Source organism: Bacillus inaquosorum, from assembly GCF_023238325.1.
Lineage (GTDB): Bacteria > Bacillota > Bacilli > Bacillales > Bacillaceae > Bacillus > Bacillus inaquosorum.
Window position 1 is genome coordinate 1852327 of the sequence record NZ_CP096592.1, and the last position, 17111, is coordinate 1869437.

Consider the following 17111-nt stretch of genomic DNA (forward strand, 5'->3'; position numbering starts at 1 on the left):
AGGAACAAATTTGATAAAACGATATACGTGTCAAAATGGTGTAAGAGTTGTGCTGGAAAATAACCCGACAGTCCGTTCTGTTGCGATCGGCGTGTGGATCGGCACAGGTTCACGGCACGAAACGCCGGAGATAAACGGGATTTCTCACTTTTTAGAGCACATGTTCTTTAAAGGGACGAGCACAAGATCTGCACGCGAGATAGCAGAATCTTTTGATCGTATTGGCGGTCAGGTCAATGCGTTTACCTCAAAGGAATATACCTGCTACTATGCAAAGGTGCTTGACGAGCATGCGAATTACGCGCTGGACGTATTAGCAGATATGTTCTTTCATTCAACATTTGATGAAAACGAGCTGAAAAAAGAAAAAAATGTAGTATATGAAGAAATTAAAATGTACGAAGATGCGCCGGACGACATTGTGCATGATTTACTGAGCAAAGCCACTTACGGCAATCATTCTTTAGGCTACCCAATTCTTGGCACGGAAGAAACGCTTGCTTCTTTCAATGGTGACTCTCTCAGACAATACATGCATGATTATTATACACCGGACAGAGTGGTGATTTCGGTAGCGGGCAATATATCTGACAGTTTTATCAAAGATGTAGAAAAATGGTTCGGGTCATACGAGGCGAAGGGCAAAGCGACAGGTCTTGAGAAACCCGAGTTCTACACGGAAAAACTGACAAGAAAAAAAGAAACAGAGCAGGCTCATTTGTGCCTTGGATTTAAAGGCCTTGAGGTTGGCCATGAACGCATTTATGATTTAATCGTCCTGAATAATGTGCTCGGAGGCAGTATGAGCAGCCGGCTGTTCCAAGATGTCCGCGAAGATAAAGGCCTCGCTTACTCTGTTTACAGCTATCACAGCTCTTATGAGGACAGCGGAATGCTTACCATTTATGGCGGAACCGGTGCAAATCAGCTTCAGCAGCTGTCAGAAACAATTCAAGAAACCCTTGCGACATTAAAACGTGACGGCATTACCTCGAAAGAGCTGGAAAACAGCAAAGAGCAAATGAAGGGAAGCTTGATGCTGAGCTTAGAGAGCACAAACAGCAAAATGAGCCGAAACGGGAAAAATGAACTGCTGCTCGGCAAACATAAAACATTAGATGAGATCATCAATGAATTAAACGCCGTGAACTTAGAGCGTGTCAACGGTCTTGCCAGACAATTGTTTACTGATGAATATGCATTGGCACTCATCAGCCCTTCCGGCAATATGCCGTCTTAAAAGGAAATGCCTGCCCTATAACGGAGCAGGCATTTTTTTATCCTTTTGAACATACATAGTACAAGGGGGTGACAGACATGCGGCTCAGTGAATTATCAGGAAAGGAAATTGTAGACATCAAAAGAGCTGAACGGCTGGGAGTGCTTGGCCAGACCGATTTAGAAATCAATGAACAGGATGGCCAGATTACAGCACTCCTCATTCCGACAGTTAAGTGGTTTGGTTTGAGAAAACACGGTCAAGACATTCGTGTCCCCTGGCATCATATTCAAAAGATCGGATCAGATATGATCATATTAGACGTACCTGAGGAAATGTCTCCTCGACAAGAGTAAATGAAAAAAGCCCAAAGTGACTGTGATGCGGGCTCTAAAGTAAACATGAAACATCGGCTCCGGCAGCCGATGTTTTTTTATATGAAAAAAGCGCATGTTTTAATTCACCGGTATTTCCTTTTGATCATAAGATGAAGGGGAGCTTAACAACTAGAGATCCAGTATATACAAAGAAGGTGAACGTTTAGAATGTTAACCGGATTGAAAATTGCAGTTATCGGCGGTGACGCAAGACAGCTCGAAATTATAAGAAAGCTCACTGAACAGCAGGCTGATATCTATCTTGTCGGTTTTGACCAATTGGATCATGGTTTTACCGGAGCAGTAAAATGCAATATTGATGAAATTCCTTTTCAGCAAATAGACAGCATCATTCTTCCAGTGTCTGCGACAACAGGAGAAGGTGTCGTATCGACTGTATTTTCGAATGAAGAGGTTGTGTTAAAACAAGAGCATCTCGACAAAACGCCTGCACACTGTGTCATTTTCTCAGGAATTTCTAACGCCTATTTAGAAAACATTGCAGCTCAAGCAAACAGAAAACTTGTTAAGCTGTTTGAGCGGGATGACATTGCGATATACAATTCTATTCCGACAGTAGAAGGAACGATCATGCTGGCTATTCAGCACACGGATTATACGATACACGGATCTAAGGTGGCCGTTCTAGGTCTGGGGCGCACCGGGATGACGATTGCCCGTACATTTGCCGCGCTCGGGGCGAATGTAAAAGTGGGGGCAAGAAGTTCAGCGCATCTGGCACGTATCACTGAAATGGGGCTCATTCCTTTTCACACCGATGAGCTGAAAGAGCATGTAAAAGATATAGATATTTGTATTAATACCATACCAAGTATGATTTTAAATCAAACGGTACTTTCTAGCATGACACCAAAAACCTTAATATTGGATCTGGCCTCACGTCCCGGGGGAACGGATTTTAAATATGCCGAAAAACAGGGGATTAAAGCACTTCTTGCCCCAGGTCTTCCAGGGATTGTCGCTCCTAAAACAGCCGGACAAATCCTCGCAAACGTCTTGAGCAAGCTTTTGGCTGAAATACAAGCTGAGGAGGGAAAATAAGCATGTCGTCATTAAAAGGAAAAAGAATCGGGTTTGGGCTGACCGGCTCGCATTGCACATATGAAGCGGTTTTTCCGCAAATTGAGGCGCTGGTCAACGAAGGTGCTGAAGTCCGTCCGGTTGTCACATTTAACGTGAAGTCCACAAATACCCGATTTGGAGAGGGAGCAGAATGGGTTAAAAAAATTGAAGACCTGACCGGATATGAGGCCATTGATTCGATTGTAAAGGCAGAGCCCCTTGGGCCGAAGCTGCCCCTTGACTGCATGGTCATTGCTCCTTTAACAGGCAATTCAATGAGCAAGTTGGCAAATGCCATGACGGACAGTCCGGTGCTGATGGCGGCAAAAGCGACAATCCGAAACAATCGGCCGGTCGTTCTTGGCATTTCCACAAATGATGCTCTCGGATTAAACGGAACAAATTTAATGAGGCTCATGTCAACAAAAAATATCTTTTTTATTCCATTCGGGCAAGACGATCCATTTAAAAAACCGAATTCAATGGTAGCCAAAATGGATCTGTTACCGCAAACCATTGAAAAGGCATTGGTGTATCAGCAGCTTCAGCCGGTTCTAGTTGAGAATTATCAGGGAAATGACTAAATTTACAGAAAATCTTTCCCAAACTAAAAAATTCGGTCATCACCCGCATATTCTATGGTAAAATAAAACGTAAAATCATAGTCAAATCAATTCAATGATGCTGATTGGCGGAAGGAGTTTTACAGATGGGAAGAGGTTTACACGTAGCTGTTGTCGGAGCGACAGGAGCTGTAGGACAACAAATGCTTAAAACACTTGAAGACAGAAACTTTGAAATGGACACACTTACATTGCTATCTTCAAAACGCTCTGCGGGGACAAAAGTCACGTTTAAAGGCCAAGAGCTGACTGTTCAGGAAGCTTCTCCTGAGAGCTTTGAAGGGGTAAATATTGCTTTGTTCAGCGCCGGCGGAAGCGTATCACAAGCATTGGCACCAGAAGCTGTAAAACGCGGCGCTATTGTTATAGATAATACGAGTGCATTCCGTATGGACGAAAATACACCGCTAGTTGTGCCTGAAGTGAATGAGGCAGACTTGCATGAACACAACGGCATTATTGCCAATCCTAACTGCTCTACAATCCAAATGGTGGCGGCTCTTGAACCGATCCGCAAAGCATACGGCTTAAATAAAGTCATCGTATCAACTTACCAGGCGGTATCAGGAGCGGGAAATGAAGCTGTAAAAGAGCTTTACAGCCAAACACAGGCGATTTTAAATCAAGAAGAAATTGAGCCTGCGATCATGCCTGTCAAAGGTGACAAAAAACATTATCAAATCGCCTTCAACGCGATTCCGCAAATTGATAAATTCCAAGATAACGGCTATACGTTTGAGGAAATGAAAATGATAAATGAAACGAAAAAAATCATGCACATGCCTGACCTTCAGGTAGCGGCTACATGTGTGAGACTCCCAATTCAAACTGGGCACTCAGAGTCCGTCTACATCGAGGTAGACCGTGATAACGCTACAGTTGAAGATATTAAAAGTCTATTAAAAGAAGCTCCGGGCGTGACACTTCAGGATGACCCAAGCCAGCAGCTTTATCCGATGCCTGCTGATGCCGTCGGCAAAAACGATGTGTTTGTAGGCCGCATCCGCAAAGACTTGGACAGAGCAAACGGTTTTCATTTATGGGTTGTTTCTGATAACCTATTAAAAGGCGCGGCATGGAACTCTGTTCAAATTGCAGAAAGCCTGAAAAAACTAAACCTCGTATAAAAGAGAGAATTTCCTAAAGACGAATAGAAGAGAGTAAGGCGCTATCAGCCTGCTCTCTTCTGTTACGTCCGAATAATTTGGAGTGAAAACAGTGAAGATAATTGTTCAAAAGTTCGGCGGAACATCTGTAAAAGATGATAAAGGCCGTAAACTGGCTTTAGGGCATATTAAAGAAGCAATCAGTGAAGGATATAAGGTTGTCGTTGTCGTTTCAGCGATGGGCCGGAAAGGAGACCCGTACGCAACAGATTCTTTGCTGGGGCTGCTTTACGGCGATCAATCAGCGATTTCTCCAAGAGAGCAGGATTTGCTTTTATCTTGCGGAGAGACCATTTCCTCTGTCGTCTTTACAAGCATGCTGCTTGATAACGGTGTGAAAGCAGCTGCGCTGACAGGGGCCCAGGCTGGCTTTTTAACAAATGATCAGCATACCAATGCGAAAATCGTTGAAATGAGACCGGAGCGTTTATTCAGTGTGCTTGCGAATCATGACGCTGTAGTCGTCGCAGGGTTCCAGGGTGCAACTGAAAAGGGTGATACAACAACGATCGGCAGAGGGGGCAGCGATACGTCAGCAGCCGCACTCGGAGCAGCGGTTGACGCGGAATACATCGATATTTTCACAGATGTTGAAGGTGTGATGACTGCTGACCCGAGAGTGGTGGAAAATGCGAAACCGCTCCCTGTCGTGACGTATACGGAAATTTGCAACCTGGCGTATCAAGGGGCGAAGGTCATTCATCCTCGGGCTGTGGAAATTGCGATGCAGGCCAAGGTTCCGATCCGCGTCCGTTCGACTTATTCGAAAGATAAAGGCACATTGGTGACATCACATCACTCTTCTAAAGTCGGAAGCGATGTTTTTGAAAGGCTGATTACGGGAATTGCCCATGTCAAAGATGTCACGCAGTTTAAAGTTCCTTCGAAAATTGGCCAGTATAACGTTCAGACTGAAGTGTTCAAGGCGATGGCGAATGCGGGAATCAGCGTCGATTTCTTTAACATTACACCTAGTGAAATCGTATATACGGTAGCCGGGAATAAAACAGAAACAGCTCAGCGTATTTTAATGGATATGGGCTATGATCCGATGGTAACGAGAAATTGCGCGAAGGTATCGGCGGTCGGAGCGGGTATTATGGGTGTTCCTGGTGTCACGTCCAAAATTGTTTCGGCTCTTTCAGAAAAAGAAATACCGATCCTTCAGTCGGCTGACAGCCATACGACGATATGGGTGCTTGTCCATGAAGCAGATATGGTACCTGCTGTAAACGCTTTGCATGAAGTGTTTGAACTTTCCAAGTAAATGTGATTGAATCATGATGAGGTGAAAAAAATGAATTTCGGAAATGTGTCTACAGCGATGATTACACCCTTTGACAATAAAGGGAACGTAGACTTTCAAAAACTGTCTACACTGATTGATTACTTGTTGAAAAACGGAACGGATTCTTTAGTAGTAGCGGGAACAACTGGAGAATCTCCAACCCTTTCAACTGAAGAAAAAATTGCGCTTTTTGAATATACGGTAAAAGAAGTGAACGGAAGGGTGCCGGTTATTGCGGGTACTGGAAGCAACAACACAAAAGATTCAATTAAGCTGACAAAAAAAGCTGAGGAAGCGGGCGTAGACGCGGTTATGCTCGTTACGCCGTATTACAATAAACCTTCTCAAGAAGGAATGTACCAGCATTTTAAAGCAATTGCGGCAGAAACGTCTCTTCCTGTTATGCTGTATAATGTGCCGGGCCGCACGGTAGCTTCTCTCGCTCCTGAAACGACGATCCGTTTGGCGGCAGACATCCCGAATGTGGTTGCGATTAAAGAAGCGAGCGGAGACCTAGAAGCGATTACAAAAATTGTTGCAGAAACGCCGGAAGACTTCTCTGTCTATTCAGGGGATGACGCCCTGACGCTTCCTATTCTCTCAGTCGGAGGAAGAGGAGTTGTGTCAGTTGCGAGCCATATTGTAGGCTCTGATATGCAGCAAATGATCAAAAATTATACGAATGGGCAAACAGCTAATGCGGCACTAATTCATCAGAAACTGCTGCCGATTATGAAGGAACTGTTTAAAGCGCCTAACCCGGCTCCTGTCAAAACAGCTCTTCAGCTGAAAGGCCTTGATGTCGGATCAGTGCGACTTCCTCTTATCCCGCTAAGCGAAGATGAACGGCTGAGCTTAAGCAGCACGATCAGCGAACTGTAAGAAAAATTTCATACAGTGAAACAAACGCGGTCATTCTCACATTCAGCTGAGTTTGACCGTTTCTTATACATATTGGTTTTCCCTAAACCTTCTGCTTTATCTTGTTTTCTAAATTTACTTTCAGTTATAATAGGAACAAGTGATGATGGACGGGTATGAGACTAGGAGGATATAGATTTTGAAAAAGAAAAATACAGAAAACGTTAGAATTATCGCCCTTGGCGGTGTCGGAGAAATTGGGAAGAACCTTTATGTCATCGAAATTGACTCAGACATATTTGTTGTTGATGCCGGCCTTATGCATCCAGAAAACGAAATGCTCGGTATTGATGTTGTGATTCCTGACATATCATATTTGATTGAACGGGCTGACCGCGTCAAGGCAATCTTTTTAACGCACGGGCACGATGAAAATATCGGCGGCGTTTTTTACTTATTAAACAAGCTGTCCGTTCCAGTATACGGAACAAAGCTGACGCTTGCACTGTTAAGAGAAAAATTAAAACAATACGGACATAACCGAAAAACTGATTTAAGAGAAATTCACTCCAAATCTGTCATTACATTTGAATCGACAAAAGTATCGTTCTTTAGAACGATTCACAGCATCCCTGATTCTGTAGGTGTAAGTTTTAAAACATCACTTGGATCTATTGTATGCACGGGAGACTTCAAATTTGACCAAACACCTGCACTTAATCAAACGTGCGACATTGGCGAGATCGCCAAGATCGGCAATAGCGGCGTGCTCGCACTGCTTTCTGACAGTGCAAATGCGGAACGTCCGGGTTATACCCCTTCGGAAGCAGCTGTCAGCGGCGAAATTTCGGACGCGCTGTATAATTCAGATAACCGGGTGATTATTGCTGTTTTTGCATCCAATATTAACCGGATTCAGCAAGTCATTCATGCTGCGGCTCAAAATGGCAGAAAGATTGCCGTAGCCGGAAAAAATCTTCAATCTGTCCTGCAACTGGCAAGAAAGCTCGGATATATTGAGGCCGATGATGAACTGTTTATTTCTGTGCAGGATGTCAAGAAATATCCGAAGCGCGAAGTGGCCATAATTACAGCCGGCAGCCAAGGTGAGCCGTTAGCTGCCCTGACAAGAATGGCAAACAAAGCTCACAAACAGCTGAACATTGAAGAAGGGGATACAGTTGTGATTGCGTCCACACCAATCCCTGGGCAGGAACTCATTTATTCTAAAACAGTAGATCTTCTCGCGAGAGCCGGTGCACAAGTCATCTTTGCCCAAAAGCGTGTCCATGTATCTGGCCATGGCTCACAAGAAGAGTTAAAGCTGATGATCAATCTGCTTAAACCAAAATATTTAATTCCTGTAAACGGCGAATACAGAATGCAAAAAGCTCATTCAAAAATCGCTGAAGAAATCGGCATGAAGCGCAGTGACATCTTCTTAATTGAAAAAGGAGACGTCGTTGAATTCCGCGGCCAAAACGTAAAAATTGGGGATAAAGTTCCGTACGGCAATATTTTGATTGATGGTTTAGGTGTCGGTGATATCGGCAATATCGTATTGCGAGACCGCCGCTTACTTTCACAGGACGGGATTTTAATCGTTGTCATTACACTTGATAAACAAAAGAAACATCTTGTATCAGGACCAGAAATTATCACGCGCGGTTTTGTTTATGTAAGAGAGTCTGAAGGCCTTATCGTACAGGCTACTGAGCTTGTCCGCTCTATCGTGACAGAAGCGACAGAAACATCAAATGTTGAATGGTCAACGCTGAAGCAGGCAATGCGGGATGCTTTGAACCAATTCCTATATGAAAAAACGAAACGTAAACCGATGATCATCCCAATTATTATGGAAGTATAATATCTGAATAAAGGCCGGAGCTGCTCCGGTCTTTATTTTTTTGCCTTTCAAGCCGGGATTGAATTGTGTATCTTTGTTCATAATACAAAGAGAAACTCGGAAAGGGTGAAAGTGAGATGGATCATCGTATGGAAAACACAGAAGAAGAGCGTTCTGAAAAAAATGATGCGAAAGACAGCATTATGAATAAAATACAGCAGCTTGGTGAAACGACGCTCCCGCAGCTGTCCCAAGATACAAATATTCATTGTCTGACCATTATTGGACAGATAGAAGGCCATGTTCAGCTTCCTCCGCAAAACAAAACAACAAAATATGAGCATGTCATCCCGCAAATTGTCGCAATTGAACAGAATCCCAAAATTGAAGGCCTGCTGATTATATTAAATACTGTCGGAGGAGATGTTGAAGCGGGTCTTGCGATAGCAGAAATGCTCGCATCTTTATCAAAACCGACCGTTTCTATCGTGCTTGGCGGCGGGCATTCTATCGGCGTTCCGATTGCAGTATCCTGTGATTACAGCTATATCGCTGAAACAGCAACAATGACGATTCATCCCGTTCGGCTGACCGGACTGGTCATCGGTGTGCCGCAAACGTTTGAATACCTGGATAAGATGCAAGAAAGAGTTGTGAAATTTGTGACAAGCCATTCCAATATAACCGAAGAGAAGTTTAAAGAGCTGATGTTTTCAAAAGGAAACTTAACACGAGACATCGGAACAAATGTAGTCGGGAAGGATGCAGTTGAATACGGGCTGATCGATCACACAGGCGGTGTTGGACAGGCGATCAATAAGCTGAATGAGCTCATTGAGGAAGCAAGGGCAGAAGAAGGACGGATGATTCAATGATTCTGTATACCGTGATGCCGCAGGAAATTGTGTTTGCGGAACAGAACCAGGAGACAAGCGTTCATGAGCAAATTGAGTATAAAGGTGTGCCGCTTCTTGTCGAGATGAAAGGCAATGAAGCGGAAGTCATTCAAATCATGAGCACAAATCCAATGCATTTTCTGCACCCAGACATTTCTCCGGGACAAAGGCTTAAATTAAACGTATAAGATCCACCCCTTTTTTAAGGGCAAAATATGCTATAATAGGGGAATCCTACAGAAAAAACGCAGCCTGTAAACGGCTGCTTTCTTCATTATGTAAGAACTTACATTTTTTAACGCAGTAAGGTGATGAGTGTGGCAAAGAAAAAACGAAAATCAAGAAAAAAACAGGCGAAACAGCTCAATATAAAATACGAACTCAACGGATTGCTGTGTATAGCCATTTCAATTATCGCGATTCTGCAGCTGGGGGTAGTCGGCCAAACCTTTATTTACTTGTTCCGCTTTTTTGCTGGAGAGTGGTTTATTTTATGTTTGTTAGGTTTATTGGTGTTAGGCGTCTCGCTGTTTTGGAAGAAAAAAACGCCAAGCCTATTAACGAGACGAAAGGCTGGGTTGTACTGCATCATCGCAAGCATATTGCTGCTTTCCCATGTGCAGCTGTTTAAAAATTTGACGCACAAAGGGTCTATTGAGTCCGCAAGCGTGGTGCGCAACACGTGGGAATTGTTTTTGATGGACATGAATGGCAGCTCCGCTTCACCTGATTTGGGCGGAGGGATGATCGGTGCGCTGCTGTTTGCGGCTTCACACTTTTTGTTTGCGTCGACTGGTTCTCAGATTATGGCGATTGTCATGATTTTGATCGGAATGATTCTAGTTACAGGTCGCTCTCTTCAAGAAACGCTGAAAAAGTGGATGAGCCCGATTGGCCGCTTTATAAAAGAACAATGGCTTGCATTTATTGATGATATGAAATCCGTCAAAACAAATATGAAGTCATCGAAAAAAACGAAGGCGCCTAGCAAAAAACAAAAGCCGGCCCGCAAAAAACAGCAAATGGAACCAGAGCCTTCTAATGAAGAGGAGGACCAGGAAACGGCATCGCCTCTTATTCATTCAGAGCCGATTATCTCAAGCTTTTCAGATCGTAATGAAGATGAAGAATCTCCAGTCTTAGAAAAGCGAGCTGAACCTGTATCAGAGCCGCTTCAGGACATCCAGACTGAGACAGGTGATCAGGAAACTGTTTCTGCTCCTCCTATGACCTTTACGGAGCTTGAAAATAAGGATTACGAGATGCCGTCACTGGATTTACTGGCTGATCCAAAGCATACCGGCCAGCAGGCTGATAAAAAGAATATTTATGAAAATGCAAGAAAGCTCGAACGCACCTTCCAAAGCTTTGGCGTAAAGGCGAAAGTTACACAGGTTCATCTCGGGCCGGCCGTAACCAAATATGAAGTGTATCCCGATGTCGGAGTGAAGGTTAGCAAAATTGTCAATTTAAGCGATGACTTAGCGCTTGCACTTGCTGCGAAGGATATCAGGATTGAGGCGCCTATACCAGGCAAATCAGCAATCGGAATTGAGGTTCCGAACGCAGAAGTGGCAATGGTATCACTGAAGGAAGTGCTCGAGTCTAAATTAAATGACAGACCGGATGCGAAACTGCTAATTGGACTCGGCCGTAATATTTCAGGTGAAGCTGTATTGGCTGAGTTAAACAAGATGCCCCATCTTTTGGTCGCAGGCGCAACCGGAAGCGGGAAAAGCGTTTGTGTCAACGGCATCATTACAAGCATTTTGATGCGTGCGAAACCGCATGAAGTGAAAATGATGATGATCGATCCTAAAATGGTAGAGCTGAATGTCTACAACGGGATTCCGCATTTGCTTGCTCCGGTCGTAACCGATCCGAAAAAAGCGTCACAGGCTTTGAAAAAAGTTGTCAATGAAATGGAGCGGCGGTACGAATTATTTTCTCATACAGGTACAAGAAATATTGAGGGATACAATGATTATATAAAACGCGCCAACAATGAAGAAGGAGCGAAACAGCCGGAGCTGCCGTATATCGTTGTGATTGTGGACGAGCTTGCCGATCTCATGATGGTCGCTTCATCTGATGTGGAAGATTCGATTACGAGATTGTCCCAAATGGCGCGGGCTGCCGGCATCCATCTCATTATTGCGACACAGCGGCCGTCGGTTGACGTTATCACAGGGGTCATCAAAGCGAATATTCCGTCACGAATCGCGTTCAGTGTTTCTTCACAGACGGATTCAAGGACGATTCTTGACATGGGTGGCGCTGAGAAGCTGCTCGGACGAGGCGATATGCTGTTTTTGCCTGTCGGGGCTAATAAACCCGTCCGGGTGCAGGGAGCATTTATGTCGGATGACGAAGTGGAGAAGGTCGTCGACCATGTGATTACGCAGCAGAAAGCGCAATACCAGGAAGAAATGATTCCTGAGGAGACAACGGAAACTCATTCCGAGGTTACCGATGAGCTTTATGATGAAGCTGTTGAATTAATCGTCGGCATGCAGACGGCATCTGTTTCAATGCTGCAAAGAAGATTCAGAATCGGTTATACGCGAGCGGCGCGCCTGATTGATGCAATGGAGGAAAGAGGCGTTGTTGGGCCGTATGAAGGCAGCAAACCTAGGGAAGTCTTATTATCAAAAGAGAAATATGATGAGCTCTCTTCTTAATGAAGGGAGTTCAGTTTTCTACAGTTGCCAATAATAACATTATGTAAACTAACAACCTTTCTATTTATTTTTTCGACAAAACATGATATAGTTGTCCCAATTGTTCAATAATTTTTATCGAAAGTGGTTTACGGAGGGGAAACATGTCTACAAAAGCTGATAATCGGCACTTGTATTTAAAAGTGATTGAACGAATTAAAGAGGATATCAAAAATGGCATCTACACTGAGAAGGAAAAGCTGCCTTCTGAATTTGAGCTTTCCAAAAAGCTGGGTGTCAGCAGAGCGACGCTAAGAGAAGCCTTGCGGATACTGGAAGAAGAGCATGTGATTATCAGAAGGCATGGTGTAGGCACTTTTGTCCATTCTAAGCCGTTATTTCTTTCGGGCATTGAACAGCTGAACAGTGTAACCAAGATGATAGAACAGGCAAATTTGACACCTGGCACGATTTTTCTATCATCGCAAGTGCTTATGCCGTCTGAAGATGATATCAAGAGATTTCATTTGGCAGAAGGGCAAGAACTTTTTTACCTCGAACGAGTCAGAACAGCTAACGGACAGCCGATTGTGTATTGTATAGACAAAATTCCGATGGATATTTTGCCGAATTCTTTTTCTCATCAGCAAGAATCTATGTTTGATTTGCTTGAGAAAAATTCAGGCTCCGTGATCAGCTATGCAGTGACTGATATTGAACCGATCGGCTATCATGATACGATTTCTCCAGTGCTGGAATGCGATCCGGAAACAGCTCTCCTGCTGTTAAAACAAACCCATTACGATCAGCACGATCAACCGGTGCTTTACTCATTAAATTATTTTAGAGCGGATAAATTCAGATTTCATGTTTTGCGTAAACGATTCTAAAACGGACGCCTGTGATGTGTCTGTTTTTTTATTTGTCTTTTTACATACTTTCACTCGGGTTAACGCAACATATAAGGGATGACAAGAAAGTGAATGGGTGAAAATGTTGAGAGAGAAAAATGGAATGAAAAATATTATTGCATTGTCCTCCGTACCGCTTGTGATGACACTCGGGAACTCCATGCTGATTCCCGTTCTGCCGATGATGGAGAAAAAGCTGTCGGTGACTTCATTTCAAGTGTCTTTAATCATTACTGTATATTCGGTCGTGGCAATTATTTGCATTCCGATTGCGGGGTATCTGTCAGATCGATTCGGGAGAAAAAAAATATTGCTGCCATGCCTCCTCATTGCAGGATTAGGAGGGGTGGTCGCTGCTTTTGCCTCCACCTATATGAAAAATCCTTACGCTATGATTTTGGCGGGCCGGGTTCTTCAAGGCATCGGTTCTGCAGGTGCAGCTCCTATCGTCATGCCGTTTATCGGCGATTTGTTTGAAGGAGACGATGAAAAGGTCAGCGCCGGTCTTGGCGATATTGAAACCGCCAACACATCTGGGAAGGTACTGAGTCCCATACTTGGCGCTTTACTGGCTTCCTGGTACTGGTTTGTACCGTTTTGGTTTATTCCGTTTTTCTGTTTAATCAGCTTTTTGCTCGTGTTGTTTCTGGTGTCTAAGCCTGAAGAAGATGAAGATGCACCAGCGGTTTCTGAGTTTGTCAAGAGTGTGCGGAAAATCTTTAAACAGGATGGGCGCTGGCTTTATACGGTCTTTATTATCGGGTGTGTGATTATGTTTTTGTTATTCGGCGTATTATTTTATTTGTCAGATACGCTGGAGAACAAGTATGCCATTGACGGAGTGGCTAAAGGCGGATTGCTGGCAATCCCACTTTTATTTCTGTCAACCAGTTCTTTTATAGCTGGCAAAAAGATCGGTAAAGATAAAGGTCGCATGAAATTTTGCGTTGTTACGGGAATGGTTATGTTAACCCTGTCGTTTATTGCTTTGTGGTGGAACCACAGTTTTTATTTTTTATTTGCCTTTTTAAGTTTTGGCGGGATTGGGATCGGAATGGCTCTCCCTGCTTTAGATGCACTGATAACCGAAGGCATTAAAAGTGAGCAATGCGGAACCATTTCCTCCTTTTACAATAGCATGCGCTTTATAGGAGTAGCTCTCGGTCCTCCTGTGTTTGCGGCGTTAATGTCTAATGCAAACTGGCTGATTTTCATTCTATCGGCGTTTTGCAGCATTGTTTCTTTATTTCTAGTGCTCTTTACTGTGGATGCTAAAAAAAGTGAAGAGGAAGAAAAAAACTTAGGGACGGTCTAGCCAACCGTCTTTTTTTGCTGTGAAGGCCGGATGCTGTCATTTAGCGGAAAGTCATTCTCTGTGTAAGGCTCAAACAGCAGCTTTTCAGAATGAAAAAGGATTAACCTATACAGCCTCTGTCTTGTCAGGCGGAGGTTATTGTTTCCTTATAAATCCTACAGTTGCTATAATTACATGAAAGAGTGTTTCTGCGTATGCTGAAAATTGGTCATAATACATACTAATAAGAAATGAACGAAGGAGGTTCCATATGTCATATGTAAATGAAGTCAAAACAAAGCACGGCGGTTTAACCGCACACATTGTAGAAACAGAAAAATTCAAAACCGTCTCGCTTATTTTTAAAATGCTTGCGCCGCTGACAAAGGACCAAGTCACAAAAAGAGCCCTGCTTCCGCATGTGCTTCTTCGCGGAACAAAAAACCATCCGAAAACAGCAGAATTGCGCTCTTATTTAGATGAACTGTACGGCACGTCCGTTTCGGCAGATCTTTCGAAAAAAGGAGAGCGGCACGTCATTACGCTCAGGCTTGAAATCCCGAATGAAAAATATTTAAAAGATCAAACGCCGCTTCTTGAAAAAGGACTGCAGCTTCTCGCAGAAATCGTCTTTTTACCTGCTCTAGAGGGAGGCGTATTTCAATCACAATATGTGGCTCAAGAAAAACGGACGCTCAAGCAAAGAATCCAAGCGGTCTATGATGATAAAATGCGCTACTCGAATTTAAGGCTGATACAGGAAATGTGCAAAAATGAGCCTTACGCGCTCCATGTCAATGGCGAAATCGACGATGTCGATGCCATTACGGCTGATCAATTGTATGAAACATACCAAAGCGCGATCCAAAAAGACCAGCTAGATCTTTATGTTGTTGGCGATGTGGACAGTAACCAAGTGCAAGCGTCAATTGACAAGTATTTTCAAACAGAAGAGCGCACCCTCGCAACGATTGAAAACAATCACGCTGAGCAAAAAGCCCAGCCTAAAGAAGTGATTGATGAAGAAGATGTCAAACAAGGAAAGCTGAACATAGGCTACCGCACCGGTATCACTTATACGGATCAGGATTATCCTGCCTTACAAGTGTTTAACGGACTGTTCGGCGGGTTCTCACATTCCAAGCTTTTCATCAATGTTCGGGAAAAAGCCAGTCTTGCTTACTACGCCGCTTCTCGAATAGAAAGTTTTAAAGGCTTGTTAATGGTGATGTCGGGCATTGAAGTGAAAAATTACGAACAGGCTGTTTCTATTATTGCTGAGCAATTTCAGGCAATGAAAAACGGCGACTTCAGTGAGCAGGACATCGCTCAGACAAAGGCCGTCATTCGAAATCAAGTGCTGGAAACCATTGATACTGCGTACGGTTTATCTGAATTTTTATATCAGCAGGCCGCTGCTCAGGTCGATATTCCAATCGAAGACTTTCTTGCCAATATCGAGCAGGTCACAAAAGAGGATATCATGAAAGCCGGCGAAAAGATTCAGCTTGATACGACTTATTTCTTAAAAGGGACGGAGGGTGCATCTTGATCAAACCAATCGAATATGAACAGCTTCAGGAGACGCTGTACCATGAAAAAATGCCAAACGGCCTTGACGTTTACGTTTTGCCGAAAAAAGGCTTCAACAAGACATATGCGGTCTTTACAACAAAGTACGGCTCTATAGATAACCGGTTTGTCCCTTTAGGTAAAAATGAGATGGTCCACGTGCCGGACGGCATCGCCCATTTTCTTGAGCACAAGCTATTTGAAAAAGCGGACGGAGACGTTTTTCAAGATTTCAGCAAACAGGGCGCTTCTGCTAATGCGTTTACGTCATTTACAAGAACGGCTTACCTTTTTTCAAGCACATCAAATGTTGAACGCAATTTAGAGACACTGATCGATTTTGTGCAGGACCCATATTTTACTGAAAAAACGGTTGAAAAAGAAAAAGGGATTATCGGGCAGGAGATTAACATGTATGACGACAACCCTGATTGGAGGCTTTACTTCGGGGTCATTGAAAACATGTACAAAGAACATCCTGTCAGAATTGACATAGCGGGAACAGTGGAAAGCATTTCACATATTACAAAAGACCTTCTTTATGAATGCTATGAAACGTTTTATCACCCGAGCAACATGCTCCTCTTCATTGTTGGCCCAGTAGATCCTGAAACGATCATTTCTCAGGTAAGAGAAAATCAGGAAAGAAAGCCGTATACTGATCAGCCCGAGATCAAACGGGAGGAAGTACAGGAGCAAGAAGCGGTTTTCCGAAAAGAAAAAGAGATCAAAATGAACGTGCAGGGACCGAAATGCCTTGTCGGGCTGAAATCAAAGAACCCTTTTAAATTAGGCAAAGAGCTGTTAAAGCATGAACTTTCAATGAACTTATTGCTTGAATCTCTTTTCGGCAAAAGCTCTGCCCAGTACGAAACACTTTATGAAAAAGGGTATATTGACGAAACGTTCAGCTTTGATTTTACTGCAGAATATGGGTTTGGTTTTGCGGCGATCGGAGGCGATACGCCGGAACCTGATCAATTGGCTGAAGACATTTCAAGCATGCTTCTGCGCGCCGGTGAACTGATTACTGCTGAAAAGATTGAACTTGCCAGAAAGAAAAAGATCGGTTCATTCTTAAAGGCGCTGAATTCACCTGAATACATTGCCAATCAATTTACCCGTTATGCTTTCTTGGATATGAGCCTGTTTGACGTCGTAACGGTACTCGAGCAAATTACCCTCGAGGATGTCCAGCAAGTAATACAAGAGGAAATTGCTGCAGACAGACTGACCGTCTGCAAGGTTGTTCCTAAATCATAAACAAAACATCCCTCCAGTGTGAGGGGTGTTTTTCTGCGGAAAGAAGGAAAGA

15 protein-coding genes are annotated in these 17111 nt (G+C 43.6%); all 15 read left to right on the forward strand.

Annotated features, from left to right (window positions below; genetic code table 11):
• Window positions 1-10: 10 nt before the first annotated feature.
• The 15 genes from M1M80_RS09180 (at window position 11) to yfmH (ending at window position 17059) form a co-directional block, all read left to right on the forward strand.
• Window positions 11-1240, forward strand: coding sequence for a M16 family metallopeptidase (locus tag M1M80_RS09180; protein WP_060398646.1), 1230 nt, complete (start codon window positions 11-13; stop codon window positions 1238-1240).
• A 77-nt stretch (window positions 1241-1317) separates the two neighbouring features.
• On the forward strand, window positions 1318-1575 hold the full coding sequence (locus M1M80_RS09185) for a YlmC/YmxH family sporulation protein (protein WP_003238478.1): 258 nt from the start codon (window positions 1318-1320) through the stop codon (window positions 1573-1575).
• A gap of 189 nt (window positions 1576-1764) precedes the next feature.
• Window positions 1765-2658, forward strand: a complete 894-nt coding sequence (gene dpaA / locus M1M80_RS09190; RefSeq protein WP_003238474.1) for a dipicolinic acid synthetase subunit A — start codon at window positions 1765-1767, stop codon at window positions 2656-2658.
• 2 nt (window positions 2659-2660) lie between these two features.
• Window positions 2661-3263 carry a dipicolinate synthase subunit B gene (gene dpaB, locus M1M80_RS09195; protein ID WP_003238472.1) on the forward strand — a complete coding sequence of 201 codons (603 nt, stop codon included), beginning with the start codon at window positions 2661-2663 and terminating at the stop codon, window positions 3261-3263.
• Between the two features lie 125 nt (window positions 3264-3388).
• Window positions 3389-4429 carry an aspartate-semialdehyde dehydrogenase gene (gene asd, locus M1M80_RS09200; RefSeq protein ID WP_003238470.1) on the forward strand — a complete coding sequence of 347 codons (1041 nt, stop codon included), beginning with the start codon at window positions 3389-3391 and terminating at the stop codon, window positions 4427-4429.
• A gap of 91 nt (window positions 4430-4520) precedes the next feature.
• Window positions 4521-5735 (forward strand): aspartate kinase, encoded by a 1215-nt coding sequence (gene dapG / locus M1M80_RS09205; RefSeq protein WP_003238469.1) that lies wholly within the window; start codon window positions 4521-4523, stop codon window positions 5733-5735.
• A gap of 30 nt (window positions 5736-5765) precedes the next feature.
• On the forward strand, window positions 5766-6638 hold the full coding sequence (gene dapA, locus M1M80_RS09210) for a 4-hydroxy-tetrahydrodipicolinate synthase (protein WP_003238467.1): 873 nt from the start codon (window positions 5766-5768) through the stop codon (window positions 6636-6638).
• A 178-nt stretch (window positions 6639-6816) separates the two neighbouring features.
• A complete protein-coding gene (rnjB, locus tag M1M80_RS09215) occupies window positions 6817-8484 on the forward strand; it encodes a ribonuclease J2 (protein WP_019258427.1) in 1668 nt (555 codons plus the stop codon).
• 116 nt (window positions 8485-8600) lie between these two features.
• Window positions 8601-9338 (forward strand): translocation-enhancing protein TepA, encoded by a 738-nt coding sequence (gene tepA / locus M1M80_RS09220; RefSeq protein ID WP_003238463.1) that lies wholly within the window; start codon window positions 8601-8603, stop codon window positions 9336-9338.
• Window positions 9335-9547 carry a YlzJ-like family protein gene (locus M1M80_RS09225; protein WP_003238462.1) on the forward strand — a complete coding sequence of 71 codons (213 nt, stop codon included), beginning with the start codon at window positions 9335-9337 and terminating at the stop codon, window positions 9545-9547. The genes tepA and M1M80_RS09225 overlap by 4 nt, the downstream gene beginning before the upstream one ends.
• Window positions 9548-9676: 129 nt before the next feature.
• Window positions 9677-12040 carry a DNA translocase SpoIIIE gene (gene spoIIIE / locus M1M80_RS09230; RefSeq protein ID WP_060398647.1) on the forward strand — a complete coding sequence of 788 codons (2364 nt, stop codon included), beginning with the start codon at window positions 9677-9679 and terminating at the stop codon, window positions 12038-12040.
• Between the two features lie 143 nt (window positions 12041-12183).
• Window positions 12184-12909 (forward strand): GntR family transcriptional regulator, encoded by a 726-nt coding sequence (locus M1M80_RS09235; protein WP_003238458.1) that lies wholly within the window; start codon window positions 12184-12186, stop codon window positions 12907-12909.
• Between the two features lie 124 nt (window positions 12910-13033).
• Window positions 13034-14245 (forward strand): bacillibactin exporter BcbE, encoded by a 1212-nt coding sequence (bcbE, locus tag M1M80_RS09240; RefSeq protein ID WP_080010808.1) that lies wholly within the window; start codon window positions 13034-13036, stop codon window positions 14243-14245.
• A 250-nt stretch (window positions 14246-14495) separates the two neighbouring features.
• Window positions 14496-15776, forward strand: coding sequence for an EF-P 5-aminopentanol modification-associated protein YfmF (gene yfmF, locus M1M80_RS09245; protein WP_060398648.1), 1281 nt, complete (start codon window positions 14496-14498; stop codon window positions 15774-15776).
• A complete protein-coding gene (gene yfmH / locus M1M80_RS09250; protein WP_003238452.1) occupies window positions 15773-17059 on the forward strand; it encodes an EF-P 5-aminopentanol modification-associated protein YfmH in 1287 nt (428 codons plus the stop codon). The genes yfmF and yfmH overlap by 4 nt, the downstream gene beginning before the upstream one ends.
• The last annotated feature ends 52 nt before the right edge of the window (window positions 17060-17111 follow it).